We start from the raw sequence: 24,591 nt of genomic DNA on the forward strand, positions 1-24,591 counted from the left end.
AGGGCTGTCAGCCGGTGTTGCGCAGGCCCGCTGCCACACCGTTGACGGTGAGGAGCAGGGCGCGGGACAGGAGCGGGTCGGGCTCGGTGTTCGTGGCGGCGGCGTCGCGCTGGCGCTTGAGCAGGGTGACCTGGAGGTAGGAGATCGGGTCCAGGTAGGCGTCGCGGATGGTGAAGGTCTGCCTGAGGGCCGGCTGGGCGGCGAGGAGTTCGTCCTCGCCGGTCACGCGCAGCATCTCGCGGACGGTCAGTTCGTGTTCGGCCTTGATGGTCTCGAAGACGTGCTTCAGCTCGTCGGGGACGAGCGTGTCGACGTAGTGCTGGGCGATGCGCAGGTCGGTCTTCGCGAGCGTCATCTCGACGTTGGAGATGAAGTTGCGGAAGAAGTGCCACTGCTGGTGCATCTCGTCGAGCACGGTGTCGAGGCCGGCTTCGCGCAGGGCCTTGAGGCCGGAGCCGACGCCGAACCAGCCGGGGACGATCTGCCGGGACTGGGTCCAGCCGAACACCCACGGGATGGCGCGCAGGCCGTCGAGACCGGCGCCGGAGTCGGGGCGGCGGGAGGGCCGGGAGCCGAGGTGCAGGTCGGCGAGCTGGTCCACGGGGGTGGAGGCGAAGAAGTACGCCGGCAGGTCGGGGTCCTCGACGAGCTTTCGGTAGGCGGTGTGGGCGGCGTCGGAGACGACGTCCATGGCCGCGTCCCAGCGGGCGAGGGCTTCGTCGGACTGGCGGGGGGCGATGTGCAGGGCGGAGGCCTGCAAGGTGGCGGCGACCGTCAGTTCCAGGTTCTCCCGGGCGAGGGAGGGGATGAGGTACTTGTCGGAGATGACCTCGCCCTGTTCGGTGACCTTGATCTCGCCCTCCAGGGTGCCCCAGGGCTGGGCGAGGATGGCGTCGTGGGAGGGGCCGCCGCCGCGGCCGACGGTGCCGCCGCGGCCGTGGAAGAGGCGCAGGCGCACGCCGTAGCGGTGGGCGACGTCGCGCAGTCGGCGCTGGGCGCGGTGGATCTCCCACTGGCTGGTGGTGATGCCGCCGAACTTGGAGGAGTCGGAGTAGCCGAGCATGACCTCCTGGACGTCGCCGCGCAGCGCGACCAGGCGCCGGTAGGACGGGTCGGAGAGCATGTCCTCGAGGATGGTGTCGGCGGCGCGCAGCTCGTCGGTGGTCTCCAGGAGCGGGACGATGCCGATCTTGGCCCAGCCGGCGTGCAGGTCGACGAGTCCGGCCTCGCGGGCGAGGACGGCGGCGGCGAAGACGTCGTCGGCGCCCTGGCACATGGAGATGATGTAGGACTCGATGACCTCGGGTCCGAAGACTTCGAGGGCGCGCTTGACCGTTTCGAAGACGCCGAGGGTCTTGGCGCCGGCCGCGTCCACGGGCGCCGGGGTGGGAGCCAGCGGCCTTCTCGACCTGAGTTCCTTGGCGAGGAGCTTGGCCCGGTATTCGCGGGGCATGTCGGCGTAGCGCCAGGACTCCTCGCCGAGGCGGTCGAAGAGCTGGCCGAGGGCGTGGTGGTGGGCGTCGGCGTGTTCGCGGACGTCCATGGTGGCGAGCTGGAGGCCGAAGGCGGCCAGGGTGCGGATGGTGCGGCTCATGCGGCCGTCGGCGAAGAGGGCGCCGCGGTGTGCGCGCAGGGAGGTCTGGATGGTCCGCAGGTCGGTGAGCAGCTCGTCGGTGCCGAGGTAGTCGCGGCCCTCTTCGTGGGGGTGCCCTTGGCGAGGCGCTGCTTGGTGTTCTCCAGCTTCTGCCGGATGCAGGTGGCCTTGAGCCGGTAGGGCTCCTCGGCGTTGAGGCGCTTGTAGCGGGGGCTGATCTCCGGCAGTCGTTCCAGGTCGGTCTGGAGGGACTGGAGGAGTTCGTCGGTGGCGCCGGTGTAGCGGATGGAGTTGGAGAGCAGGCCGCGCAGTTCGTCGATCATCTCCAGGGCGTCGTTGATGCCGTGTTCGTGCTGGAGGATGAGGACGTCCCAGGTGACCTGGGGGGTGACGTTGGGGTTGCCGTCGCGGTCGCCGCCGATCCAGGTGCCGAAGGTGAGGGGGCGGGTGTCGTCGGGGAGCTTGACGCCGACGCGCTCCAGTTCGGCGGTGAGGTCTTCGAGGACGTCGCCGACGGCGTCGGCGTGCAGCTCGTCGAGGTAGTAGATGGCGTTGCGGGCCTCGTCGGCGGGCTCGGGGCGGACGACGCGCAGTTCGTCGGTCTGCCAGACGAGGTCGATGTTCTCGGCGAGGCGGACGTCGTGACGGCGGCGGTCGGAGTCGAGGACGGGGGTGTCCAGGAGTGCGGCGATGCGCCGGAGCTTGTTGAGGACGGACCGGCGCGCGGCCTCGGTGGGGTGTGCCGTGAACACTGGCCGAACGTTGAGGTGCTCGACGCTCTGCCTGATGTGCTCGGGGTCGGCGTCCTTGAGGCGGTCGGCGGTGCGGGCGAGGAGGCCGCCCTCGGCGGCGCGGCGGGCGCGCAGCTCGCGGCCGCGGTGCACCTGCTCGGTGACGTTGGCCAGGTGGAAGTAGGTGGAGAAGGCGCGGACCAGCTTCGCGGCGGTCTGCAGTTCGGTGCCGCGCAGCAGCTCGGCGGCGGCCTCGCCGTCCTCTCGGGTGAGGCGGCGGACCTTTTCGACCAGGTCGAGGAGTTCGGGGCCCTCCTGCCGTACGAGGGTCTCGCCGAGGAGGTCACCCAGTCGCCTGATGTCGGCGCGCAGCTCGCTGCTGGTCGTGGTGGTCTGGTCGTCGGCACTGCTCACAGGTGCGGCTCCTTGCAGTGTTGAAGCTCGTCCGGGAGGGAACCCGGGCGTCCGTGTGCCGCGCGGCGGGTGCCGCTTACGGGCCGGGGCGTCCGGGAAGGAATCAGAGCGGACCGCGCTGTCCGACCGACTCCCAGGATAGGTGTCCACTCGGACGCGCAGGCTTTTGGGCTCTTGCCGCCGGACGATGCGCTGCCATACTTACGACGCCGTAGGTTACGGAACCGTAGGGAGGTCCGTTCCTGTCCCGTCCGGTCCACGGGCACCACGGCAGCTGCTTCCACCCTCGAACCCCACAGGGGACGCGCATGACCTCAAGTTCCGATGTGATCGAAGAAGCCCGTCAGGCCACCGACACGACCACCCCCTCCGCCACGCTGGGCGGCGAGCAGAAGCGTTCGATCGAGCAGATCACGCTGCTCCTGTTCATCCTCGTGCCGTTCCTGGCACTCGTGGCGGCCGTGCCGCTGGCCTGGGGCTGGGGGGTGAGCTGGCTCGATCTGAGTCTGCTGGTGTTCTTCTACTACCTCGGGTGCCACGGCATCACGATCGGCTTCCACCGCTACTTCACCCATGGTTCGTTCAAGGCCAAACGGCCCCTGCGGATCGCACTGGCGATCATGGGCTCGCTGGCGGTCGAGGGGCCGCTGGTGCGCTGGGTGGCCGACCATCGCAGGCATCACAAGTTCTCCGACGCCGAGGGTGACCCGCACTCTCCGTGGCGGTTCGGGGAGACGGTCCCGGCGCTGATGAAGGGCCTGTGGTGGGCGCACATCGGCTGGATGTTCGACGAGGAGCAGACGCCGCAGGACAAGTACGCGCCGGATCTGGTCAAGGACGGCGCCATCCGGGCGATCTCCCGCCAGTTCGTGCTGTGGACGGCGGTGTCGCTGTCGCTGCCGCCGCTGATCGGCGGTCTGGTGACGATGTCCTGGTGGGGCGCGTTCACCGGGTTCTTCTGGGGTTCACTCGTACGAGTGGCGCTGCTGCACCATGTGACCTGGTCGATCAACTCGATCTGTCACGCGGTGGGCAAGCGGCCGTTCAAGTCGCGGGACCGTTCGGGCAACGTGTGGTGGCTGGCGGTGCTGTCGTGCGGGGAGTCCTGGCACAACCTGCACCACGCCGACCCGACCTCCGCGCGTCACGGTGTGATGCGCGGCCAGATCGACTCCTCGGCACGTTTCATCCGTTGGTTCGAGTTGCTGGGCTGGGCGTACGACGTGCGCTGGCCGTCACGCTCGCGTATCGATTCACGCCGTAACACCGAGGAAGGCGGTTCTCGGCGCCGGAAGGAGACCGCCGAGGCGGCATGATTGACGCCGTGGCGACCGATTCCAGCAGCAATTCCGGCAATGACAAGCAGCGGCGGACGCGCCGGACCCGTATGACCGGTGCCGAGCGCCGCCAGCAGCTGCTGGAGATCGGTCGCACCCTCTTCGCGGCGAAGGGTTTCGAGGGCACTTCGGTGGAGGAGATCGCGGCGAAGGCCGGGGTGTCCAAGCCGGTGGTGTACGAGCACTTCGGCGGCAAGGAGGGGCTGTACGCGGTGGTGGTGGACCGCGAGATGCGCCGTCTGCTGGACATGGTCACGGGCTCTCTGACGGCAGGGCACCCCCGCGAACTGTGCGAGCAGGCGGCCTTCGCTCTCCTGGACTACATCGAGGAATACACGGACGGTTTCCGCATCCTGGTCCGTGACTCCCCCATTCCGCAGTCGACCGGTTCCTTCGCCTCGCTGATCTCGGACATCGCCACCCAGGTGGAGGACATCCTGGGCCGCGAGTTCAAGTCCCGGGGCTTCGACCCGAAGCTCGCCCCGCTGTACGCACAGGCCCTGGTCGGCATGGTCGCGCTGACCGGGCAGTGGTGGCTGGACGTGCGCCGTCCGAAGAAGGCGGAGGTGGCGGCGCATCTGGTGAACCTGGCGTGGCACGGTCTGGACGGGCTGGAGCCGAAGCCGCGGTTGATAGGGCACCGCAAGGCGTAGACGCCGGGGCGGTGGGGGCGCGGCCGCAGGGCGTTCGTACGATCGTGCGGTGGCCGAGCAGAGCGAGTTTCCCAGCGGGCGCAAACAGGCGGCGGGTGTCGTCGTCTTCGGTGCGCTCGCCGTCTGCCTGCTCGCCGTCACGGTCTACGGGTACATCGCCGCGGCCGCCCACCTGGGGCTGATCGGGCACCCGCAGGAGACGCGGACGCAGGCCTGCTTCTATGTGCCCGAGGTGAGGGTCTCCTACCGTGAGACCGCGCCCGCCCACTACGACTGCGACGCCTATCTCGCGCACGGTGGGGGCAGGGTGAGGATGACGTTCTCCTCCTATCCCGCGCAGCACACGGAGGTGGCCGAGGAGCCGTGGGGCCGGTGGGTGCCGGTGGAGCGGGGCGTGTGGGGCCGCCTCGGCCGCGTCGCGCTCCCCCTGGTGCCGCTGGCGTTCGCCGCGCTGTTCGCACGCTGGGCGCTGCGGTCGGCGTCCCTCTACCGGCGGTTCAGGGGCTGGAGGAACTCCAGCCTGTTGCCGACCGGGTCCTCGGAGTAGAAGCGCAGATGGCCGGGCAGGTCGTCGTCCCAGGTCACCGGGGCGTCGTGGGCGGCGAGGCGGGCCGCGCAGGCCTCGATGTCCGCCACCCGGAGTCCGGGGTGCGCCTTGCGTGCCGGGCGGAAGTCCTCCTCGATGCCCAGGTGGAGCTGTACGTCCCCGGCCTGGAACCAGCAGCCCCCGCGCGCGGCCAGTACCGGCGGCTTGGGGATCTCCGTCATGCCGAGGACGTCCCCGTAGTACGCCCGTAGCTTCTCCTCCGACCCGGGCGGGGCCGCCAGCTGGACGTGGTCGACGGCGGCGAGCATCCTCATGCCCCCTTCACGGCCACGGCGAACAGCCGCCGGAAGGGCAGGACCGTGCCGTACGGCGCGCTCGGGTAGGCCTCGCGCAGCAGGTCCCGGTACTCGGTGACGAAGGCGTCGCGAGCCTCGGGGTCGTCGGCCAGGGCGGTGAGGGCGGGACGCAGGCCCGTGCCCTTGACCCAGTCCAGGACGGGATCCTCGCCGGTCAGGACGTGGAAGTACGTCGTCTGCCACACGTCGGTGTCGCAGCCGAGGCGGGCGAGGCGGTCCAGGTAGGTGCCGGGAGTGTGGACGGAGTCCGTGTGGCGCAGGACGTCGGCGAGGCGGGACTTCCAGCGGGGGGTGGCGGCCAGGTCGCGCATCAGGGCGTGCAGCGGGGCGTCGATGTTGTCCGGGACCTGGAAGGCGAAGGTGCCGCCGGGCTTCAGGGCGCCGATCCAGTCGGGGAGGCGGTCGGCGTGCCCCGGCACCCACTGCAGGGTGGCGTTGGAGACGATCAGGTCGCAGGGTTCCTCGGGCGTCCAGACGCGGGCGTCCGCGTGGGCGAAGTCCAGGCGGCCGCCGCCGGGCGTGGGGCCCTCGTGGTCGACGTGGGCCTTGTCGAGCATCTCGGGGGAGTTGTCGTAGCCGGTGATGTGGGCGGCGGGCCAGCGTTCGGCGAGCAGGACGGTGACGTTGCCGGGGCCGCAGCCGAGGTCGGCGATGCGCGGCCGCTCGTCCGGGAGGGCGGGGATGCGGGCGATCAGGTCGGTGAAGGCGCGGGCGCGGTGGCCGGCGTGGCGGAGGTACTGGGCCGGATCCCAGGTGGGCGTCGTCATGTCTCCCACTCTCTACGGCGCACATCTTGATGTCAAGATACTTGAGATCAAGAGACTTCATGTCGACACAACCACTACACTGATCTCCATGGAGGACGAGGTCGATCGGCTGGTCGCAGCGTGGCGCCGGGAGCGTCCGGACCTCGATGTGGAGCCGCTGGAAGTGCTCAGCCGGGTGAGCAGGCTGGCCCGGCACCTGGATCGCGCACGCCGGCTCGCCTTTTCCGAACACCAGCTCGAACCTTGGGAGTTCGACGTACTGACCGCGCTCAGGCGCGCGGGCACGCCGTACCAGCTCTCCCCCGGCCAGCTGCTGACGCAGACCCTGGTCACCTCGGGCACGATGACCAACCGGATCGACCGGCTCGCGAAGAAGGGCCTGGTGGAGCGGCTGCCCGATCCGAGCGACCGGCGCGGAGTGCTGGTCCGGCTGACCGACGAGGGCCGGGACCGCGCGGACCAGGCACTGGCGGGCCTGCTGGACCAGGAGCGGGCGATCCTCGGCGAGCTGTCCCGCGCCCAGCGCGGCGAACTCGCCGCGCTGCTACGCCAGTTGACCGCCCCGTTCGACAACATCCCCGGATAGGTCGACCGGTCCCACGCCCGCCCGCCGGGCGAGCGCCACGGCGGCCAGCGTCGAGTGGACGCCCAGCTTGCCGAGGACGTTCTGCATATGGGTGCGCACGGTGTGCGGGGAGAGGAACAGCCGTTCGGCGACGGCCTTGCGGCCGAGCCCGGCGACCATGCAGCGCAGCACCTCCCGCTCGCGCGGGGTCAGCGACTCCACCAGCCGTTCGCTCTCGGTGCGGTGCTTGCGGGCGGCCGTCAGCTCCTTGAGGACGCCGGTGAGCAGCGCGGGCGGCAGATGGGTCTCGTCGCGCAGCACTCCTCGTATCACCGTCAGCAGCCGGGACAGCGAGCAGTCCTTGGCCACCCAGCCGGAGGCGCCGGCCTGCAGCGCGAGAGCCGCGCGCCGGGGATCGTCCTTCTCGGCCAGGACCACGGTGCGCACCGCGGGCTGCGCCGAACGGACGCCCGCGACCAGCGAGATCCCGTCGACCAGGCCCTCCTCGTCGCCCTCCTGCACGGACACGGCCGGGCGTATGCCGGGCAGGCTGCCGCCCAGGTCGGCGTCGACAAGGAGGACGTCGTAGCGACGGCCCTCGGCGGCCGCGCGCTCCATGCAGCGCAGCGCGGCCGGGCCGCTGCCCGCGGCGGAGACGTCCACGTCGGGCTCGGCGGCCAGCGCGGCGGCGAGCGACTCGGCGAAGATGCGGTGGTCGTCGACGACCAGGACTCGGATACGAACCACGAAACCCCCTTCCCCAGGCTCCACGCGGAGCAGGGGATAACCCAGGTCCCAAGAACGACGACCCGCGCGGACACGACACCTGCGGAAGGAACGCCGACCGCACGGCCGCCGCCGTTGCGGAAACTGCTACCCCCACCACAGGCGCCGTACCCGGCTGTCTCGCCCCCTGATCAGCACCAGCCCCCACTGGTGCTGTTCATCAGAGTACGGATGGGAGCAGACAGCGGAAGTCGATTTACAGAACTGGTCGTCCGGCACGTTTATGGTGTGCCGCATGTTTCGTATTGAGGCAGAAGTCGACAAAGGCCGACGTGATCTGCTCCGCTCCCGGCTGCGCGACACCAACTCGGCGGCGTCTCCGGTCCTGTCGGCGCTGCGCGGCACCCCGGGGGAGCGCGAAGTCCCCCTTCACGTCTGGGCGCTGGATCCGTCGGGAGACCTGGCCGGGGGTCTGGTCGGCCACACCTGGGCGACCTGGCTGCATGTCACCTACCTGTGGGTCGACGCCCGCCACCGCGGCGCGGGCCTCGGCTCCCGGCTGCTCGCCGAGGCGGAACGCATCGCCCGCGCCGACCGGGGCTGCGCCTCGGCCCGCCTGGAGACCTGGGACTTCCAGGCACCGGAGTTCTACCGGAGGCAGGGCTACGACGTGGTGTGCGTGATCCCCGACTATCCGCCGGGGATCACGGAGTTCACGCTGACGAAGCGGCTCATCTCCTAGGAGTCCGGGGCGAGCCCCATGTCCTTGGCGCTGTAGCGGGGCAGATCGGTGGTGTCGATCGACCAGGTGCCGAGTTCGGTGGAGACGGTGACCGGCTTTCCGTACGGGAGGTGGAGCCGGTTCTCGTAGGCGGGCCGACCCTCGGACCGGCCGATGCCCCACTGGTAGGTCCACGTGCCGTCGCGCGGGTCGAGGATCAGGTAGTGCGGGATGCCCATGGCGGGGTAGTCGCGGGTCTTGTCCCGGTAGTCGTTCTCCGGGGTGGACGGAGAGATGATCTCGATCGCCAGAGTGATCTCGCGGGGATCGAGAGGGTCGTCGGTCTCCATGGCGTCGTATGCGCACACGTGGAGGTCGGGGACGCGTAGCTTACCGAGCGCCTCGTCGTCGGTGTCGGTGGCCTCGAACACGCCCAGGCCATCGGGGAGCTGCGGTGAGAGCTGATCCCGTACACGCGTCGCGGTCAGCTGGTGACGCGGGCGCGGGCTCATCATCATGATGATCTTCCCGTCGCTGATCTCGGGCCAGGCGAGGCCAGGCGGTGGAGTGAAGTGGTCACGCATGTCGCGCAGCCGCCGGTACAGGGTCTGCCGAGTCATGGGTCCTCCCGCCTCTCAGTATGACCGCGCCGATCTGTCGCACCAGCCGTCAGTCCACCCGCCCCGCCCCCGCCGAAGGCACCGCCTCGAACACCCGCGGGGCGGTGAAGGCCGCCGCCGCGAAGGCCTCCTCGACCGCCTTGGTGAGGGTGTCGACGTCGGCGGCCTCCGCGAGGACGATCGCCGAGCCGCCGAAGCCGCCGCCGGTCATCCGGGCGCCGAGCGCGCCGTTCGCGAGGGCGGTGTCGACGACCAGGTCCAGCTCCGGACAGGAGATGCGGAAGTCGTCGCGCAGGGAGGCGTGGCCCTCGGTGAGGACCGGGCCGATGGCTCGGGTCTCGCCGCCTCGCAGGAGGGCCACGACCCGTTCCACCCGCTCGTCCTCCGTGACGACGTGCCGGACCAGACGGACGACCTCCTCCTCGTCGCCGAGGCGGGCGAGGGCCGCGTCGAGGTCGGCGTAGGCGATGTCGCGCAGGGCGTCCACGCCGAGCAGGGCCGCGCCCTTCTCGCAGCCGGCCCTGCGCTTGCCGTACTCACCACCGCTGTGGGCGTGCTTGACCTGCGTGTCGACCACCAGCAGGCGCAGGCCCTCGGCCGCGAGGTCGAAGGGGATCTGCCGCTGGGACAGGTCGCGGGTGTCGAGGAAGAGGGCGTGCCCGGACTCGCAGCAGGCCGACGCCGTCTGGTCCATGATCCCCGTCGGCGCGCCCACGTAGACGTTCTCGGCGCGCTGGCACAGGCGGGCCAGCTGCCAGCGCTGCAGACCGAGGCCGTACAGGTCGTTCAGCGCGAGCGCGACGACGACCTCCAAGGACGCGGAGGACGACAGGCCCGCGCCGGTCGGGACCGTGGAGGCGAGGTGGACGTCGGCGCCGGTGACCGGGTGCCCGGCCTCGCGCAGGGCCCAGACCACGCCCGCCGGGTACGCCGTCCAGTCCTGGTCGCTCTGCGGCGCGAGCGCGTCCAGCGACAGCTCCACGACCGGGCCCTCGACGTCCGCCGAGTGCAGGCGCAGGACGCCGTCGGTGCGGCGGGCGACGGCCGCCGTCGCCCGGTGCGGCAGCGCGAACGGCATCACGAAGCCGTCGTTGTAGTCGGTGTGCTCGCCGATCAGGTTGACCCGGCCCGGCGCCGCCCACACCCCCTCCGGCTCGGCTCCGTACAGCTCGGCGAAGCGCTCCCGGACCTGCTGTGCCCCCACTAGTGCTCCTTTGCGATGTGCCGCGTGAACTCCCACGCGTCCGCGACGATCCCGGCGAGGTCCGCGCGGGAGGGGTTCCAGCCCAGCTTCTCGCGGGCCGCGTCGGCCGAGGCGACCAGCACCGCCGGGTCGCCGCCGCGGCGCGGGGCGACGACCTCGGGGATCGGGTGCCCGGTGACCGAGCGGGCGGTCTCGATGACCTCGCGGACGGAGAAGCCGCTGCCGTTGCCGAGGTTGCAGATCAGGTGCTCGCCGGGCCGCGCGGCCGTCAGGGCGAGCAGGTGGGCCTCGGCCAGGTCCGCGACGTGGATGTAGTCGCGGATGCAGGTGCCGTCCGGCGTCGGGTAGTCGTCGCCGTAGACGGAGATCGCCTCGCGGCGGCCCTGGGCGACCTGGAGGACCAGCGGGATCAGGTGCGACTCGGGGTCGTGGCGCTCGCCGTGCACGCCGTACGCGCCGGCCACGTTGAAGTAGCGCAGGGAGACCGCGGCCAGGCCGTGGGCGATCGCCTCGCTGGTGATCATGTGGTCGACGGCGAGCTTGGAGGCGCCGTAGGGGCTGGTGGGCTTCGTCGGGGCGGTCTCCAGGATCGGGACCTGCTCCGGCTCGCCGTAGGTGGCGGCCGTGGAGGAGAAGACCAGCCTCCGCACGCCCGCCTCGCGCATCGCGCCGAGCAGGGCCATGGTGCCGGCCACGTTGTTGTCCCAGTACTTCTCCGGCTTCACCACCGACTCGCCGACCTGCGAGGACGCGGCGAAGTGCAGCACGCCGTCGTAGGAGGAGTCGAGCCACTTGGCGGCGTCGCGGATGTCGCCCTCGATGAACGCGGCCCCGGTGGGAACGCCCTCGCGGAAGCCGGTGGAGAGGTTGTCGAGGACGGTGACCTCGTGGCCGGCCTCCAGCAGGTGCTGGGCCACGACACTGCCGACATAACCCGCGCCACCCGTCACCAGGTACTTCATGAACTCGCTACCTCTCGCAGTCGCTCGGCCGCGCGCTCCGGCGGCACATCGTTGATGAACACGCTCATGCCGGACTCGGAACCCGCGAGAAACTTCAGCTTGCCGGAAGTGCGGCGGATGGTGAAAAGCTCGAGGTGGAGCGCGAAATCGTCCCGCGTCACACCGTCGAACTCCTCCAGCGCGCCGAACGGAGCCTGGTGCCAGGCCGCGATGTAGGGCGTCGGAGGTTCACCCTCGCCGAAGATACGGTCGAAGCGCCTCAAGAGTTCCAGATAGATCTGGGGGAATTCTGTGCGTGCCGCCTCGTCGAGCGCCAGCAGATCGGGGACGCGGCGCTTCGGGTACAGGTGGACCTCGTAGGGCCAGTGCGCCGCGTAGGGCACGAAGGCCGCCCAGTGTTCACCCACAAGGACGACCCGGTCCCCGGCGAGTTCCCGCTCCAGGACGGCGTCGAACAGGTTCTCGCCGTCCGTCGCCTCCTTGTGGGCGGCGACCGAGCGGAGCGTCAGGGCGGTGCGGGGGGTGGTGAAGGGGTAGCCGTAGATCTGACCGTGCGGATGACCGAGGGTCACGCCGATCTCCTCACCCCGGTTCTCGAAACAGAACACCTGCTCGACGGCGGGCAGGTGCGACAGCTCCGAGGTCCGGTCCGTCCACGCGTCCAGCACGAGGCGCGCCTGCTCCTCGGTGAGGTCGGCGAAGGACGCGTCGTGGTCGGAGGTGAAGCAGACGACCTCGCAGCGCCCGGAGTCGCCGGCGAGGGAGGGGAAGCGGTTCTCGAAGACGACGACGTCGTACGAGGAGTCCGGGATCTCGCTCAGCCGCTCGCCCCGCGTCGGGCACAGGGGGCACTCGTCGGCAGGCGGGTGGTAGGTGCGGGCCTGACGATGGGAGGCGATGGCGACCGAGTCGCCGAGCAGCACATCGCGGCGGATCTCGGACGTGGTGACCGTACGGTCCAGCGGGCGGCGGTCGAGGGCGTCCCGCACGGTGTCGTCCCGAAGGTCGTAGTAGATCAGCTCACGACCGTCGGCCAGCCGGGTCGAGGTCTTCTTCACGCCGGACTCCTTGGTCAGCCCCCGCACAGGGGTATGTCCGCACCCAATCACTCAACACAATCAAACATAACAGACCACAACCCGACAACACCCAGGACCATCACAATCAAACAAAGAACATCAACAGAAGTGTTCAATTACTGAACGCGGAGGCGTAGGTTCCGCTCTGGATCAGTTCGCGCAACGAAGCGAGTTCTCATGCAAACCCCCACACAAGCCCCCGTCCGTCTGGCGGCGGAGCTACGGCTCCCCACCAACTGGCTGGACTACACGATCCTGGCGATCTACTTCGTCGTCGTCCTGGGCATCGGCTTCGCGGCCCGCCGCTCGGTGAAGACCAGCCTCGACTTCTTCCTCTCGGGACGGTCGCTGCCCGCCTGGATCACCGGCCTCGCCTTCATCTCCGCGAACCTGGCAGCCACCGAGATCCTGGGCATGGCCGCGAACAGCGCCCAGTACGGCGCCTACACCGTGCACTGGTACTGGATCGGCGCCATCCCGGCCATGGTCTTCCTGGGCCTGGTGATGATGCCCTTCTACTACGGCAGCAAGGTCCGCTCGGTCCCCGAGTTCCTGCTGCTGCGCTTCGACCGGGGCGCCCACCTGCTCAGTTCGATCCTGTTCGCCTTTGCCGCCATCCTGATCGCCGGCGTCAACCTCTACGCCCTCGCGATCGTCGTCGAGGCCCTGCTCGGCTGGCCGCAGTGGGTGGCCATCGTGGTGGCCGGCGCCTTCGTGCTGGCGTACATCACGCTGGGCGGCCTGTCCTCGGCGATCTACAACGAGGTGCTGCAGTTCTTCGTGATCCTGGCCGCCCTCATCCCGATCACCGTCCTCGGCCTGAAGAAGGTCGGCGGCTGGGGCGGCCTGACCGACAAGCTCACCGCCACCCACGGCCACGACTTCACCACCGCCTGGGGCGGCACCGGCATCGGCAGCGCCAACCCGCTCGGCGCCAACTGGCTGACCATCGTCCTCGGCCTCGGCTTCGTGCTCTCCTTCGGCTACTGGACGACCAACTTCGCCGAGGTGCAGCGTGCCCTGTCCGCGAAGAACCTCTCCGCCTCCCAGCGCACCCCGCTGATCGCCGCCTACCCGAAGATCTTCATCGTCTTCCTGGTGATGATCCCGGGCCTGGTCGCCGCCGCCCTGGTGCCGAAGATCGGCACCTCCGGTTCAGGGCTGCAGTACAACGACGCCATCCCGTACCTGATGCAGGAGCTGCTGCCCAACGGCGTGCTGGGCATCGCCGTGACGGGTCTGCTCGCCGCGTTCATGGCCGGCATGGCCGCCAACGTGTCGTCCTTCAACACGGTGTTCACCAACGACATCTGGGCCCGCTACGTCGTACGCGGCCGCGAGGACTCGTACTACGTGCGCTTCGGCCGCCTCATCACCGCGATCGGCGTGGCCGCCTCGGTCGGTACGGCGTTCCTGGCGTCCTCGTTCTCGAACATCATGAGCTACCTGCAGACGCTGTTCTCCTTCTTCAACGTGCCGATGTTCGTCGTCTTCATCGTCGGCATGTTCTGGAAGCGGGCGTCCGCCAAGTCCGGCTTCTGGGGCCTGCTGGCCGGCACGGTCACGGCGATGGTCAACTACTTCGTCCTCTACAAGAAGGGCATCATCTCGATCCCCACCGACCAGGGCGCCAACTTCGTCTCCGCGATCGCGGGCTTCGTCGCCGGCGCGGTCGTCATGTTCGCCGTGTCCCTGTTCACCAAGCCGAAGCCGGAGCAGGAGCTGCAGGGTCTCGTCTACGGCACCCGCTCCCCCGGCATGTCCGAACCGCCCGCCCCCGGCGACGAGGCCTGGTACCGCAGGCCGGCGCTGCTGGGCTGGGGCGCGGTCGTCCTGGCCGCCGCCTGCTACATCCCGTTCTCGCTCTGACCGCGGGAGGATGAGGAAACCATGACCGAGCACTCCGACCACTCCCACGAGCACTTCCACTACTCCGAGGAAGACGTCCAGCGGGAGGTCTCCGAGCTGGAGACCAAGTCCGCGACGGCCGCGCGCATCTTCGACCTGCGCCGCATCATCGGCGGGCTGTTCGTGCTCTACGGCGTCATCGTCACGATCACCGGCATCACCGACTCCCAGGCCGCCATCGACAAGGCCGAGGGCGTCAACATCAACCTGTGGACCGGGATCGGGATGCTGCTGCTGGGCATCTTCTTCCTGGCGTGGCTCAAGCTGCGGCCCACTCCGCCGCCGTTGCCTCCGGCGGAGGAGCAGGCGGAGTAACGCCGTTGGGCTCACGGCCGTCCGCCGGGTGCGGGTGCGCGGGGGCTGGTCGCGCCCACGCGGCGGAGCCGCATGTCGGACACAGCCCCGCGCCCCTGCTCAGCCGAGGCCGGAGTCGTCTACAGCTCCGGCCTCGGTGCGTCCCTCAACGGGCCCGCGCGGTCCAGCAGTCCCGTCCGGGCCGCCAGCGCCGCCGCCTCCAGGCGGGACCCCACGCCGAGTTTCATCAGCACCCGCTGCACATGCGTACGCGCGGTGCTCGGCGCGATGCCCATGCCGGCCGCGATCAGCCGGGTGTCCTCGCCGTCGGCCACCCGGACCAGCACCTCCACCTCCCTCGGCGTCAGCATCTGCAACAGCCGCTGCCCCTCGTCATCGGGCTGCGCCGCCGGGTTGAGCAGCTCGCCGAAGGCGCCCTGCAGCAGCTGCGGCGCCACCGCCGCCTCCCCCGCCCTGGCCTTCATGATGGCCCGCTCCACCCCCTCGATCCGCTCGTCGTGCCGTACGTACCCGGACGCGCCGGAGGCGAAGGCCGCCGCGATGCCCCGCGGCGACGGCACCGGGCCCAGCACCAGCACCGCCACCTGCGGCCGCTCCCGCTTGATCTTCACCACCGGATCGAAGGCCCCCGGCTCGGCCGGCGCCGCCGTGCCCAGCAGGCACACCTCCGGTGCCCGCGCGATCACCAGATCCGCCGCGCCCGCGGCCGGCGCGGCCGCGGCCAGCACCCGGTGACCGCGCAGCTTGAGCGCCGACGCCAGCGCCTCCGCGAGCAGCCGGTGGTCGTCGACGACCATGAGCCGCACTCCCATAGAGCAACCCCCCAGTCCCCCCCATGGATGCCCCACTATGGACGCCCACCGGACCAAAAGGACAGAGGGCCCCCCGGCACCCCGCCCTTCACATGCCCCCGGAAGCTACACGCTTGTTCGACGTCGCGCTGCCCCTATGAAGGAGAAGTGCCCCGGATCGATGAAATCCGGGGCACTCCCAGGTAATCCCTCGCATTCGCCCCGGCGCTCGGAAGCACCGGGAGGCGTGCGATCAGCCGCCCGCGCCGAATGCGAGCAGCAGGTATTCCTTGTAGTCCTTGCTGTCCGACACCTTGTGCGCGAACACCGACGACATGTAGAGCCGGCCCTGTCCGTACAGGAACTCCGCGTAGTCCGGCAGCATCGTGGTCTCCGCCCGCCGTACGTCCTGCGTGGCCGGGTTCTCCAGCAGCTTGGTCGCCTTGAAGGAGTTCCCGTCGATGCTCACGACCTGGCCGCCCTTGTCGTACGGCGGGTGCTTGTAGGCGAGCAGGTTGGGACCGTCCATGCGCAGCGGGGAGAGCGTGTAGCCGTCGCCGGCCTCGGCGCGCTGGCCGGTCTCCTTGCCGGTGGTCAGGTCGAAGGCGATGATCTCGTTGGTCTGGCTGTACTTGCCGTTGCCGTCGTGTTCCTCGGTCGGCACGTACAGCCTGTTGTTGCCGGCGACGATCTGCTTGCAGTCCTCGATGCGGGTGATGCCGTCGCAGCGGCCCCCGTAGGTGTGGCCGGGCGCGGAGATGTGGCTGAGCAGCTTGCCGGTCTTGTTGTCGATGGAGAAGTAGTCCGAGACCTCGCTGCCGTCGCCCGCGCTGTCACCGACGTCGGCGGCCACCACCAGCGGGTCGGTCGAGACGACGCTGGCGTACTCGATGCCCGAGGCCATCCTGTACTCGGAGATCACCTTGCCGGACGTCGGGTCGATGTTCTGGATGCGCAGCTGGCGGTTGTCGTACTCGCCGCACTTGCGGACCGCGACCAGCTTGTTGCCGCCGCCGTACCCGGCGTCGTAGCAGGTGTCCCCCGGCTTCGGCTGCCACAGCAGCTTGCCGGAGTCGATGTCGAACGCGGCGCCGCCGCCGGTGCTGCCGACCGCGGCGGTGTGCTGGGCGACCGTCACGTTCTCGAAGTCGCTCGGGGAGTCACCGACGCCGACCGTCTTGGTCCACAGCTTGGTGCCGTGGTCGAGGTCGATGGCCGCGATCTGGCTGCATCCCGCGCTGGAGTCCTTCCCGGGCATCTTCGGCTGGAAGATGATCGCGGTCTTGTCGTCCGAGGTGAGGTGCTTGGTGGCCGCGCACACCGGGCCGGGCAGCTTGAGCGTCCACAGCTTGGTGCCCTTGGCGGGGTCGTAGCCGACGATCTCCGCGATGCCGGTCTTGGCGTACACCTTGTCGGTCAGCCAGGAGCCCGCGGTGACGACGGTGTCGTTCGTCTTGGGCATCGGGACCTGGAAGAGGACGTCGGCGGCGGGGTTCGACGGGACCTTCTCCTTGCCGCCGGTGGTTCCCCCGGAGCCGTTCTTGCCGCCCGTGCCGCCGCTGGAGCTCGCGGTGTCGTCCTTCTTGCCGTCGTCACCGGAGGACTTGGCGTACCAGACACCGCCGGCGACGATCAGGGCGATCACGACGAGCGCCGAGACGATGACGGCCACCGTGGCGTTGTTGCGCCCGCCGCCGGACAGCGCGGGCTGCGGCGCCGTCGGCGGGACGGGTGCGCCCGGGTAGCCGTACCCCTGCTGCTGGGTGTACGAGGCGGGCTGGCCGTACGGGTTCTGCTGGGTGACGGGTGCGCCCGGGTAGCCGTAGCCGGGCTGGGGCGGCTGGGGGGCCTGGGGGTAGCCGTAGCCGGGCTGCGGCGGCTGGGGGGTCTGCGGGTGGCCGTAGCCGGGCTGCGGCGGCTGCGGTGCCGGGGGCTGCTGGGGGTAGCCGTAACCGGGCTGGGGGCCGCCCTTCTGGAGGCTCGGCGGAGTCGGGGGCGCCGGCGGCGGGGTGGCCGGGGCCGCGGGCGGCTGGTCCTGGGGCGGACCGAAACCGCCCTGCTGCGGAGGCTGGTTGGGCGGCTGGTTCGGCGGCGGGGGCGGCTGGGTCATGGCGGGCGTACCTCGGTGAAGCGCTCAGGGCCGGGCGGGCGGGAGAAAAACAGGGCCGGGCGGGCGGGAGAAAAGGGGAAGAGGAGGACGGGCCGGGGCTCAGTTGCCGAAGGCCATCATCAGCTTCTCCTTCGAGTCGTCGTTGCCGGTCAGCCGGGTGGAGGAGATGAAGAAGCGTCCGTCGGCCCAGTCGATGGCGCCTTGGAAGAAGCCGTTCTCGATCTCGGCGGTGCCCGAGGGGTTCTGCAGCAGCTTGGCCGGCTTGTGCGAGCCGCCGGTCACCGGGATCGACACGATCTGGCCGCCCGTGTCGTACGACGGCTGCACATAGGCGATGAGCTTGCCGCCCTGCGTCTTCATCGGGAACATCGACTCGTCCGAGGGCGACTGGACGCGCCACTTCGCCTTGCCGTCGGCGAGGCTGACGGCGACGATCTCGTTGGCGCCGGTCGTCGCGTTCGTCGGCAGGTAGAGCGTGTCGGCGTCGACGGCGACGCCCTGGCAGCCCTGCAGGTCGCGTTCGAGGATCGCCCAGCCGCAGCGAGGGGCGAACTTCTCGTTCACCTTGACCTCCGAGCGGAACTTGCCGGTCTTGGTGAAGGTGGAGATGTTCCAGGCCTTCTTGTCCTGGTTGGTCAGGTAGACCACGAGCGGGTCGAGGGAATAGACCCGCGCGACCGCCCAGCCCTTCTTGACCGGCTGCGTCCACTTGACCTTGCCGGTGGCGGGGTCGAGTTCCTGGATCTCGTCGTGCTCGTTGCTGCCGCCCGCGCCGCAGGAGGCCACCTGGACGAGCCGGCCCGAGCCGCCGGCGAACGCGGCCGGGAAGCAGGCCGAGCCGTACTTCTCCTTGCTGTACAGCTTGCGGCCGCTGTCGATGTCGTACGCCGTGCCCGACTCCGAGCGGCCCACCATCAGCGTCTTGCCGCTGATGGTCAGCTCGACGTTCATCGCGGTGTCGAACAGCCCGCCGTCGGCGACCTGGCCGCTCCAGCCCTTCTCGCCGGTGCTGAGGTCGATCTGCTGGAGCTGGTTGCATTTGGCACGGCTGCTGACGCCGTTCATGTACGCCACGACGATCTTGTCGTCGGCCGACTTCTGCGGGGTGACCGCACAGATCTTCTGCGGGAAGGCGATCGGGTCCCAGGCCGAGCTGCCGTTGCCCGCGTCGTAGGCGAAGACCTGCTTGTACGCCGCCTTCACCGCCGTCTTGCCGGTGATCCACATGCCGGGCGCGTCCGCGCCGGAACCCGGGGCGTCGGGTGCCGACTTGTACCAGAGCACCTTCGCCTCGCCGGGCTTGCGGCCGTCGTTGAGGTTGTCCGGGTCCGCACCGCCGTTGCCGTTTCCGTTGCCGGGGTCGACCGGCTTGCCGGAGGAGGAGTGCTTGCCGTCGCCGCTCTTCTCGGCGACCGGCTTCTTCTTGCCGCCGCCGTCGTCGCTCGTGACCACGTAGACGGCGCCGCCGATGAGGAGCAGCGCGGCCGCCGCGGCACCGACGATCAGCGCGGTCTTGTGGGACGCCGGCTTGCCACCGGGCGGGGTGCCGGGCGCGCCCGGGTACTGGGGCTGCCCCGGGTACTGCGGCTGCTGCGGGTAGCCGTAGCCGGGCTGCGCGGCGTACGGGCCGGGTTGCGCGGGCAGGCCGTACGGGCCCGGCTGCGCGTAGGCGCCGGGCTGCTGGGGGTAGCCGTAGCCGGGCTGGGGCTGAGGTGGCTGAGCCGGTGCCTGGGGCGGGCCGGGCGGCGGAGACGGCGGGGCGCCGAATCCGCCGCCCTGCGGCGGCTGGTCCTGCGGTGCTCCGAAGCCACCCTGCGGCGGCTGGTCGGGCGGCTGAGTCATCAGCGCTCTTCCCCCTCGTTCACTGATTTTTAGCCACGCCCTGAGGTTCGTTCACGGACCCAAGGTCGTACTCAGAAAGTTCTCAGACGGCTCTTTCTATCACCCGGCGCCGACAGCACACGGGCTCGCATACACCGCTGTTCCCAAGGGAGAACCGGCCCGTGATGCCGCCGTTACGCGCCTTCACGCCCCCTTCACCCGGCGCACGCAACTGCGTTGCGCGCGGCTGGATCACGCCGCGCGCGCGCCATCGGCGCGCCCTGGTGTGCGCGCTCGCGCCCTACGCGTCCTCCGCCAGTTCCAGCCAGCGCAGCTCCAGTTCCTCGCGCTCCCCGGCCAGATCCCGCAACTGGCCGTCCAGTTCGGCGACCTTCGCGAAGTCGGTGGCGTTCTCGGCGATCCGGGCGTGCAGTGTGGACTCCTTCTCGGAGATCTTGTCCAACTGGCGCTCGATCTTCTGGAGTTCCTTCTTGGCGGCACGCTGGTCGGCGGCGCTCTTCTCCGCGGCGGCGGCCTTGGGGGCCGCGGCGGCCGTCTGCGCGGCGACCGCCTCCTCCATCCGCTGCCGCCGCTCCAGGTACTCGTCGATACCGCGCGGCAGCATGCGCAGGGCGCCGTCACCGAGAAGGGCGAACACGCGGTCGGTGGTTCGCTCCACGAAGAACCGGTCGTGGGAGATCACGATCATCGAGCCGGGCCAGCCGTCGAGGACGTCCTCCAGCTGGGTGAGGGTCTCGATGTCGAGGTCGTTGGTGGGCTCGTCGAGGAAGAGGACGTTCGGCTCGTCCATCAGGAGGCGCAGCAGCTGCAGGCGCCGCCGCTCGCCACCCGACAGGTCACCGACCGGCGTCCACTGCTTCTCCTTGTTGAAACCGAACGTCTCGCACAGCTGTCCGGCGGTCATCTCGCGGCCCTTGCCGAGGTCGACGCGTTCGCGGACCTGCTGCACGGCCTCCAGGACCCGCAGGGCGGGGTCGAGTTCCGCGACCTCCTGGGAGAGGTAGGCGAGCTTGACGGTCTTGCCGACGGCGACCCGTCCGCCGACCGGCTGCTCCTCGCCCTCGGTCCGAGCCGCCTGGGCCATGGCCCGCAGCAGGGAGGTCTTTCCGGCGCCGTTGACGCCGACCAGGCCGATGCGGTCGCCGGGGCCGAGCTGCCAAGTGACGTGCTGGAGCAGCACCTTGGGCCCGGCCTGCACGGTGACGTTCTCCAGGTCGAAGACCGTCTTGCCGAGGCGGGAGGAGGCGAACTTCATCAGCTCGCTGCTGTCCCGGGGCGGCGGCACGTCCGCGATCAGCTCGTTGGCGGCCTCGACCCGGAAGCGCGGCTTGGAGGTACGGGCGGGCGCCCCGCGCCGCAGCCAGGCCAGCTCCTTGCGGATCAGGTTCTGCCGCTTGGCCTCCTCGGTGGCGGCGATCCGCTCGCGCTCCGCGCGCGCGAAGACGTAGTCGGAGTAGCCGCCCTCGTACTCGTACACGTCACCGCGCTGGACGTCCCACATGCGGGTGCAGACCTGGTCGAGGAACCAGCGGTCGTGGGTCACGCAGACCAGCGCCGAGCGCCGGTCCCGCAGGTGCCGGGCGAGCCAGGCGATGCCCTCGACGTCGAGGTGGTTGGTGGGCTCGTCGAGGACGAGGAGGTCCTGTTCCTCGATGAGCAGCTTGGCGAGCGCGATACGGCGCCGCTCGCCGCCGGACAGCGGTCCGATGACGGTGTCCAGGCCCTTGGGGAAGCCCGGCAGGTCGAGCCCGCCGAACAGTCCGGTCAGCACGTCCCGGACCTTGGCGTTGCCCGCCCACTCGTGGTCGGCCATGTCACCGATGACCTCGTGCCGGACGGTGGCGGCGGGGTCGAGGGAGTCGTGCTGGGTGAGCACGCCGAGGCGCAGCCCGCCGGAGTGGGTGACGCGTCCGGTGTCCGCCTCCTCCAGCTTGGCGAGCATCCGGATGAGGGTGGTCTTGCCGTCGCCGTTGCGGCCCACCACGCCGATCCGATCGCCCTCGGACACGCCGAGCGAGACGCCGTCCAGCAGGGCACGGGTGCCGTACACCTTGCTGACGTTCTCGACATTGACCAGGTTGACGGCCATTTCACTCCTGCCCCGGGGGATGGATCGACCCTCCAGGGTAGTCGGAGGTCAGCCCCCGCTCTTCTGCTCCTCCTGACGGCGCCGGTAGTACCGGACCGCGAGCAGCGGCGGCTCCTGCTCGGCGAGGTCCGGCTCGATGGGACCGATGCGTGTTTCGGCCTCCACGCAGCGCGGGTCGTCGCGGTAGGCCAGGCCGGCAACGGCGTGGATCCGGGTGCGCTGCCGCTCGTCGCGCGTGAGTTCCAGCAGCGCGTCCCCTATCTCCGGCTCGGGACCTCGATGGTGTTCGAGCCAGTGACACGTCCGGGCGCGCACGTCGGCGTCCGGGTCACGCGCCAGGTCGAGCAGGGCGGCCAGGCTCTGCGGGCTGAGCCCGTCCGCGTCGGCGTCCAGCAGCTCCGGCACCCAGGAACGGATCCGGGGATCCGGATGCGCGAGGTAGCGCAGGCCGACCCCCTTGGTCCCCAGGTCTTCGGCCCACGTCAGCGCGTTGAGCAGGACGTCGAGCACCTCCACGTCCCGCTCCCGTTCGGTCCAGGGGACCAGCTCCCTCGCCCGCTCCAGGAACGGCTGGCCGCCTCCCGCCGGGTCTCCGATGATCAGGGACAGCAGCACGTCGGCGGCGAAGAGACGGTTCAGCGGGTCGGGGTCGCGGCTCATGTCCTCGGCCGTGGCCCAGGTCTCGTCGTCCAGCCGTTTGCCCAGCGCTGTCACCGTCTCCGTCCACGTCTGGTGGTTCCGGTCCGGGTACGCCCGGGCGCGCGCGAGAAGTTCACCGAAGGGCGTGCGCAGCCGGAGCCTGGCCTCCAGGGTGGTGAGGATCGCCAGGTGTCCGTCGTACAGCGTCTGTCCGCCGAGCGCGAGGCTCTCGTACCAGCAGCCGATCTCGTCGTCCCGTCTGGTCCGCTCGACCGGCCCCGGCAGGCCGGTCCTGCGGCGCAGTTCGGCCTCCGGGTCGGTCCGCGCCCAGTGGCGGGCCCGGTCCAGCAGCTCCTCGCGGGCCGGGCCGGGACGTTGTACCACCTCGGGGAACACGGCCCACATCAGCCACAGCGAGCCGCTGTCCACCGCCCGCAGCAGCGGGGTGGTGCCGTCGGGCAGCCTGCGCAGCGGGTCGGCCCCGTACTCCACCAGTGCCTCGGCGACCGGATCGTCGTACGCGGCGATCGCCGAGCAGAGCACGGGCAGGCCCGTGCTGTCGTCGAGCGTGTCCGGATCGGCCCCGGCGTCCAGCAGCTCCCGGACCGGCTCGGCTTCTCCGCGCCGTACGGCTGCGACGAGCCGTCCCCCGTCCTGCCCGCCCATGCGTCCGCCCCTCCGGCCGTCGGCCGCTCCCCCGCGGAACCGGCCGGGCGAGCTTAGAGGGACCCCTGCGGCCGGAGCAGCCGAATTACCGTGCGGCGGGGCCGCCGGTCACCGTGGCACCCGGCGCGGGCGCCGTCGCCGTGCGCACCGTACGGCAGGTGCCGGAGGCCCGGAGGACGTCGGCGATCTTCGTGGCCGACTCGGGGTCGCGGGCGAGGAAGGCCGTGGTGGGACCCGAGCCGGAGACGAGCGCGGCGAGGGCGCCCGCGCCGCGGCCCGCGTCGAGGGTGTCGGCCAGCTCGGGGAAGAGGGAGAGCGCGGCGGGCTGCAGGTCGTTGGAGACGGCGGCCGCGAGCGCCTCGGGGTCGCCCTTGGCGAGCGCGTCGAGCAGGTCGGGCGAGGCGACCGGCTCGGGGATGTCACGCCCCTCGGCGAGCCGGTCGAACTCGCGGAAGACGGCCGGGGTCGACAGCCCGCGCTCGGCCATCGCGAACACCCAGTGGAAGGTGCCGCCGACCTCCAGGGCGGTCAGCTGCTCGCCGCGCCCGGTGCCGAGGGCCGCGCCCCCGACCAGGCTGAAGGGCACGTCGCTGCCCAGGTCTGCGCAGATGGCGAGGAGTTCGGCGCGGGAGGCGCCGGCGTTCCACAGCGTGTTGCAGGCGAGCAGCGCGCCGGCGCCGTCCGCGCTGCCGCCCGCCATGCCGCCGGCGACCGGGATGTCCTTGGCGATGTGGATGTGCACGGCCGGCTCGATGCCCCGGCGCCCGGCGAGCGCGACGGCCGCGCGCGCGGCGAGGTTGGTGCCGTCCAGCGGGACCTGGCCGGCGTCCGGCCCCTCGCAGGTGACGCGCAGCTCGTCCGCCGGGCTCACGGTGACCTCGTCGTAGAGGCCGACGGCGAGGAAGACGTTGGCGAGGTCGTGGAACCCGTCGGGGCGGGCGGCGCCCACCGCGAGCTGGACGTTGACCTTCGCCGGCACCCGTACCGTGACGCTCACTTGCCCGCCTTCCCGTGCTCGGCGATCCGCGCGAATTCCTGCACCGTCAGTGACTCCCCGCGTGCCTGCGGCGAGACCCCGGCCGCGACCAGGGCGTCCTCGGCGGCCGCCGCGGATCCGGCCCAGCCGGCCAGTGCCGCCCGCAGGGTCTTGCGGCGCTGCGCGAACGCCGCGTCGACGACCGCGAAGACCTCCTTCTTGGAGGCCGTGGTGTCGATCGGCTCGGCCCGCCTCACGAGCGAGACCAGGCCGCTGTCGACGTTCGGCGCGGGCCAGAAGACGTTGCGCCCGATGGCACCGGCGCGCTTCACGTCGGCGTACCAGTTGGCCTTCACGGACGGCACGCCGTACACCTTGTTGCCGGGCGCGGCGGCGAGCCGGTCGGCGACCTCGGACTGGACCATCACGAGGGTGCGCTCGATGCTCGGGAAGGTGTCGAGCATGTGCAGCAGCACCGGTACGGCCACGTTGTAGGGCAGGTTGGCCACCAGGGCCGTCGGTGCGGGGCCGGGCAGTTCCGTCACGTGCATGGCGTCGGAGTGGACCAGCGCGAACCGGTCGGCGCGCTCCGGCATGCGGGCGGCGACGGTGGTGGGCAGCGCGGCGGCCAGCACGTCGTCGATCTCGACGGCGGTGACCCGGTCGGCGACCTCCAGCAGCGCGAGGGTGAGCGAGCCGAGCCCCGGGCCGACCTCGACGACCACGTCGTCGGGGCGGACCTCGGCGGTGCGGACGATACGGCGAACGGTGTTCGCGTCGATCACGAAGTTCTGGCCGCGCTGCTTGGTGGGACGGACACCGAGCGCTGCCGCGAGCTCACGGATGTCGGCCGGACCGAGGAGGGCGTCGGGGGTGGGGCTGCTCACGGGACAAGGGTACGGGGGTGTGGGGGCCGGGCTTGCCAGGGTGCCGGTGCCGCGGCCGGGCGGGGGCGGAGTCGCTCACCGGCGCCGGCGGG

Annotated in this window: 21 protein-coding genes and 1 pseudogene; 7 read left to right on the forward strand and 15 right to left on the reverse strand. The window is 70.8% G+C overall.

What is annotated here, in order from left to right:
• Window positions 1-7 precede the first annotated feature (7 nt).
• A pseudogene (ppc, locus tag AVL59_RS43450) lies at window positions 8-2,889 on the reverse strand (phosphoenolpyruvate carboxylase).
• Window positions 2,890-3,047: 158 nt separating this feature from the next.
• On the opposite strand from ppc, the gene AVL59_RS43455 reads away from it, so the two are divergent.
• The 3 genes from AVL59_RS43455 to AVL59_RS43465 are packed head-to-tail and all read left to right on the forward strand — an operon-like array spanning window position 3,048 to window position 5,276.
• Window positions 3,048-4,055: an acyl-CoA desaturase gene (locus AVL59_RS43455; RefSeq protein WP_067315358.1), complete on the forward strand. Its 1,008-nt coding sequence runs from the start codon at window positions 3,048-3,050 to the stop codon at window positions 4,053-4,055.
• Window positions 4,052-4,729, forward strand: a complete 678-nt coding sequence (locus AVL59_RS43460) for a TetR/AcrR family transcriptional regulator (protein WP_067315364.1) — start codon at window positions 4,052-4,054, stop codon at window positions 4,727-4,729. Before AVL59_RS43455 ends, AVL59_RS43460 begins: the two co-directional genes overlap by 4 nt.
• Window positions 4,730-4,778: 49 nt before the next feature.
• Window positions 4,779-5,276 carry a hypothetical protein gene (locus AVL59_RS43465; RefSeq protein WP_067315366.1) on the forward strand — a complete coding sequence of 166 codons (498 nt, stop codon included), beginning with the start codon at window positions 4,779-4,781 and terminating at the stop codon, window positions 5,274-5,276.
• Here the strand turns inward: AVL59_RS43465 and AVL59_RS43470 are convergent.
• Together AVL59_RS43470 and AVL59_RS43475 are read right to left on the reverse strand one after the other, a co-directional pair.
• Window positions 5,216-5,584, reverse strand: a complete 369-nt coding sequence (locus AVL59_RS43470) for a VOC family protein (RefSeq protein WP_067315373.1) — start codon at window positions 5,582-5,584, stop codon at window positions 5,216-5,218. The two genes, AVL59_RS43465 and AVL59_RS43470, sit on opposite strands and share 61 nt — an antisense overlap.
• A 2-nt stretch (window positions 5,585-5,586) precedes the next feature.
• Entirely contained in the window at window positions 5,587-6,399 is an 813-nt protein-coding gene (locus AVL59_RS43475; RefSeq protein WP_067315376.1) for a trans-aconitate 2-methyltransferase, read from the reverse strand.
• 88 nt (window positions 6,400-6,487) lie between these two features.
• Between AVL59_RS43475 and tamR the strand changes: the two genes are divergently transcribed.
• A complete protein-coding gene (tamR, locus tag AVL59_RS43480) occupies window positions 6,488-6,985 on the forward strand; it encodes a MarR family transcriptional regulator TamR (protein WP_067315379.1) in 498 nt (165 codons plus the stop codon).
• Here the strand turns inward: tamR and AVL59_RS43485 are convergent.
• Window positions 6,944-7,711: a LuxR C-terminal-related transcriptional regulator gene (locus AVL59_RS43485; protein ID WP_067315382.1), complete on the reverse strand. Its 768-nt coding sequence runs from the start codon at window positions 7,709-7,711 to the stop codon at window positions 6,944-6,946. The genes tamR and AVL59_RS43485 overlap by 42 nt on opposite strands.
• Before the next feature lie 262 nt (window positions 7,712-7,973).
• Here AVL59_RS43485 and AVL59_RS43490 point away from each other — a divergent pair, with 262 nt between their 5' ends.
• The gene (locus AVL59_RS43490) at window positions 7,974-8,432 is read left to right on the forward strand and encodes a GNAT family N-acetyltransferase (RefSeq protein ID WP_208870545.1); all 459 of its coding nucleotides are present in this window, start codon (window positions 7,974-7,976) and stop codon (window positions 8,430-8,432) included.
• On the opposite strand, the gene AVL59_RS43495 is transcribed toward AVL59_RS43490, so the two are convergent.
• The 4 genes from AVL59_RS43495 to galT are packed head-to-tail and all read right to left on the reverse strand — an operon-like array spanning window position 8,429 to window position 12,255.
• The gene (locus AVL59_RS43495) at window positions 8,429-9,031 is read right to left on the reverse strand and encodes a Uma2 family endonuclease (protein ID WP_067315386.1); all 603 of its coding nucleotides are present in this window, start codon (window positions 9,029-9,031) and stop codon (window positions 8,429-8,431) included. The two genes, AVL59_RS43490 and AVL59_RS43495, sit on opposite strands and share 4 nt — an antisense overlap.
• A gap of 49 nt (window positions 9,032-9,080) precedes the next feature.
• Window positions 9,081-10,235 carry a galactokinase gene (gene galK / locus AVL59_RS43500; RefSeq protein ID WP_067315388.1) on the reverse strand — a complete coding sequence of 385 codons (1,155 nt, stop codon included), beginning with the start codon at window positions 10,233-10,235 and terminating at the stop codon, window positions 9,081-9,083.
• Entirely contained in the window at window positions 10,235-11,197 is a 963-nt protein-coding gene (gene galE, locus AVL59_RS43505) for a UDP-glucose 4-epimerase GalE (RefSeq protein ID WP_067315390.1), read from the reverse strand. Before galE ends, galK begins: the two co-directional genes overlap by 1 nt.
• Window positions 11,194-12,255, reverse strand: coding sequence for a galactose-1-phosphate uridylyltransferase (gene galT, locus AVL59_RS43510; RefSeq protein ID WP_067318462.1), 1,062 nt, complete (start codon window positions 12,253-12,255; stop codon window positions 11,194-11,196). Before galT ends, galE begins: the two co-directional genes overlap by 4 nt.
• Window positions 12,256-12,453: 198 nt before the next feature.
• On the opposite strand from galT, the gene AVL59_RS43515 reads away from it, so the two are divergent.
• Entirely contained in the window at window positions 12,454-14,145 is a 1,692-nt protein-coding gene (locus AVL59_RS43515; protein ID WP_067315393.1) for a sodium:solute symporter family protein, read from the forward strand.
• 21 nt (window positions 14,146-14,166) lie between these two features.
• Window positions 14,167-14,499, forward strand: coding sequence for a hypothetical protein (locus tag AVL59_RS43520; protein WP_067315394.1), 333 nt, complete (start codon window positions 14,167-14,169; stop codon window positions 14,497-14,499).
• 119 nt (window positions 14,500-14,618) lie between these two features.
• On the opposite strand, the gene AVL59_RS43525 is transcribed toward AVL59_RS43520, so the two are convergent.
• From AVL59_RS43525 to rsmA, 7 genes are all read right to left on the reverse strand, one after another.
• Window positions 14,619-15,311, reverse strand: coding sequence for a helix-turn-helix transcriptional regulator (locus tag AVL59_RS43525; protein WP_079147274.1), 693 nt, complete (start codon window positions 15,309-15,311; stop codon window positions 14,619-14,621).
• A 232-nt stretch (window positions 15,312-15,543) separates the two neighbouring features.
• On the reverse strand, window positions 15,544-17,400 hold the full coding sequence (locus AVL59_RS43530; RefSeq protein ID WP_067315398.1) for an outer membrane protein assembly factor BamB family protein: 1,857 nt from the start codon (window positions 17,398-17,400) through the stop codon (window positions 15,544-15,546).
• A 99-nt stretch (window positions 17,401-17,499) separates the two neighbouring features.
• Entirely contained in the window at window positions 17,500-19,242 is a 1,743-nt protein-coding gene (locus tag AVL59_RS43535; RefSeq protein ID WP_067315401.1) for an outer membrane protein assembly factor BamB family protein, read from the reverse strand.
• 280 nt (window positions 19,243-19,522) lie between these two features.
• Window positions 19,523-21,331, reverse strand: coding sequence for an ABC-F family ATP-binding cassette domain-containing protein (locus AVL59_RS43540; protein WP_067315404.1), 1,809 nt, complete (start codon window positions 21,329-21,331; stop codon window positions 19,523-19,525).
• A 48-nt stretch (window positions 21,332-21,379) separates the two neighbouring features.
• The gene (locus tag AVL59_RS43545) at window positions 21,380-22,636 is read right to left on the reverse strand and encodes an ankyrin repeat domain-containing protein (RefSeq protein WP_067315406.1); all 1,257 of its coding nucleotides are present in this window, start codon (window positions 22,634-22,636) and stop codon (window positions 21,380-21,382) included.
• A gap of 85 nt (window positions 22,637-22,721) precedes the next feature.
• The gene (locus AVL59_RS43550) at window positions 22,722-23,633 is read right to left on the reverse strand and encodes a 4-(cytidine 5'-diphospho)-2-C-methyl-D-erythritol kinase (RefSeq protein ID WP_067315408.1); all 912 of its coding nucleotides are present in this window, start codon (window positions 23,631-23,633) and stop codon (window positions 22,722-22,724) included.
• Window positions 23,630-24,499: a 16S rRNA (adenine(1518)-N(6)/adenine(1519)-N(6))-dimethyltransferase RsmA gene (rsmA, locus tag AVL59_RS43555; RefSeq protein ID WP_067315410.1), complete on the reverse strand. Its 870-nt coding sequence runs from the start codon at window positions 24,497-24,499 to the stop codon at window positions 23,630-23,632. The genes AVL59_RS43550 and rsmA overlap by 4 nt, the downstream gene beginning before the upstream one ends.
• Between the last annotated feature and the right edge of the window lie 92 nt (window positions 24,500-24,591).

The organism is Streptomyces griseochromogenes (assembly GCF_001542625.1).
GTDB classification, from domain to species: domain Bacteria; phylum Actinomycetota; class Actinomycetes; order Streptomycetales; family Streptomycetaceae; genus Streptomyces; species Streptomyces griseochromogenes.

What these genes read in the sequence shown, in the direction of transcription:
- AVL59_RS43530 (WP_067315398.1), bottom strand. Translation starts at nt 17,400, where the DNA reads ATGACCCAGCCGCCCCCGCCGCCGAACCAGCCGCCCAACCAGCCTCCG.
- galE (WP_067315390.1), bottom strand. Translation starts at nt 11,197, where the DNA reads ATGAAGTACCTGGTGACGGGTGGCGCGGGTTATGTCGGCAGTGTCGTG.
- AVL59_RS43495 (WP_067315386.1), bottom strand. Translation starts at nt 9,031, where the DNA reads ATGACTCGGCAGACCCTGTACCGGCGGCTGCGCGACATGCGTGACCAC.
- AVL59_RS43470 (WP_067315373.1), bottom strand. Translation starts at nt 5,584, where the DNA reads ATGCTCGCCGCCGTCGACCACGTCCAGCTGGCGGCCCCGCCCGGGTCG.
- AVL59_RS43545 (WP_067315406.1), bottom strand. Translation starts at nt 22,636, where the DNA reads ATGGGCGGGCAGGACGGGGGACGGCTCGTCGCAGCCGTACGGCGCGGA.
- AVL59_RS43490 (WP_208870545.1), top strand. Translation starts at nt 7,974, where the DNA reads ATGGTGTGCCGCATGTTTCGTATTGAGGCAGAAGTCGACAAAGGCCGA.
- AVL59_RS43455 (WP_067315358.1), top strand. Translation starts at nt 3,048, where the DNA reads ATGACCTCAAGTTCCGATGTGATCGAAGAAGCCCGTCAGGCCACCGAC.
- AVL59_RS43475 (WP_067315376.1), bottom strand. Translation starts at nt 6,399, where the DNA reads ATGACGACGCCCACCTGGGATCCGGCCCAGTACCTCCGCCACGCCGGC.
- tamR (WP_067315379.1), top strand. Translation starts at nt 6,488, where the DNA reads ATGGAGGACGAGGTCGATCGGCTGGTCGCAGCGTGGCGCCGGGAGCGT.
- AVL59_RS43460 (WP_067315364.1), top strand. Translation starts at nt 4,052, where the DNA reads ATGATTGACGCCGTGGCGACCGATTCCAGCAGCAATTCCGGCAATGAC.
- AVL59_RS43515 (WP_067315393.1), top strand. Translation starts at nt 12,454, where the DNA reads ATGCAAACCCCCACACAAGCCCCCGTCCGTCTGGCGGCGGAGCTACGG.
- AVL59_RS43540 (WP_067315404.1), bottom strand. Translation starts at nt 21,331, where the DNA reads ATGGCCGTCAACCTGGTCAATGTCGAGAACGTCAGCAAGGTGTACGGC.
- AVL59_RS43535 (WP_067315401.1), bottom strand. Translation starts at nt 19,242, where the DNA reads ATGACTCAGCCGCCCGACCAGCCGCCGCAGGGTGGCTTCGGAGCACCG.
- AVL59_RS43525 (WP_079147274.1), bottom strand. Translation starts at nt 15,311, where the DNA reads ATGGGAGTGCGGCTCATGGTCGTCGACGACCACCGGCTGCTCGCGGAG.
- AVL59_RS43520 (WP_067315394.1), top strand. Translation starts at nt 14,167, where the DNA reads ATGACCGAGCACTCCGACCACTCCCACGAGCACTTCCACTACTCCGAG.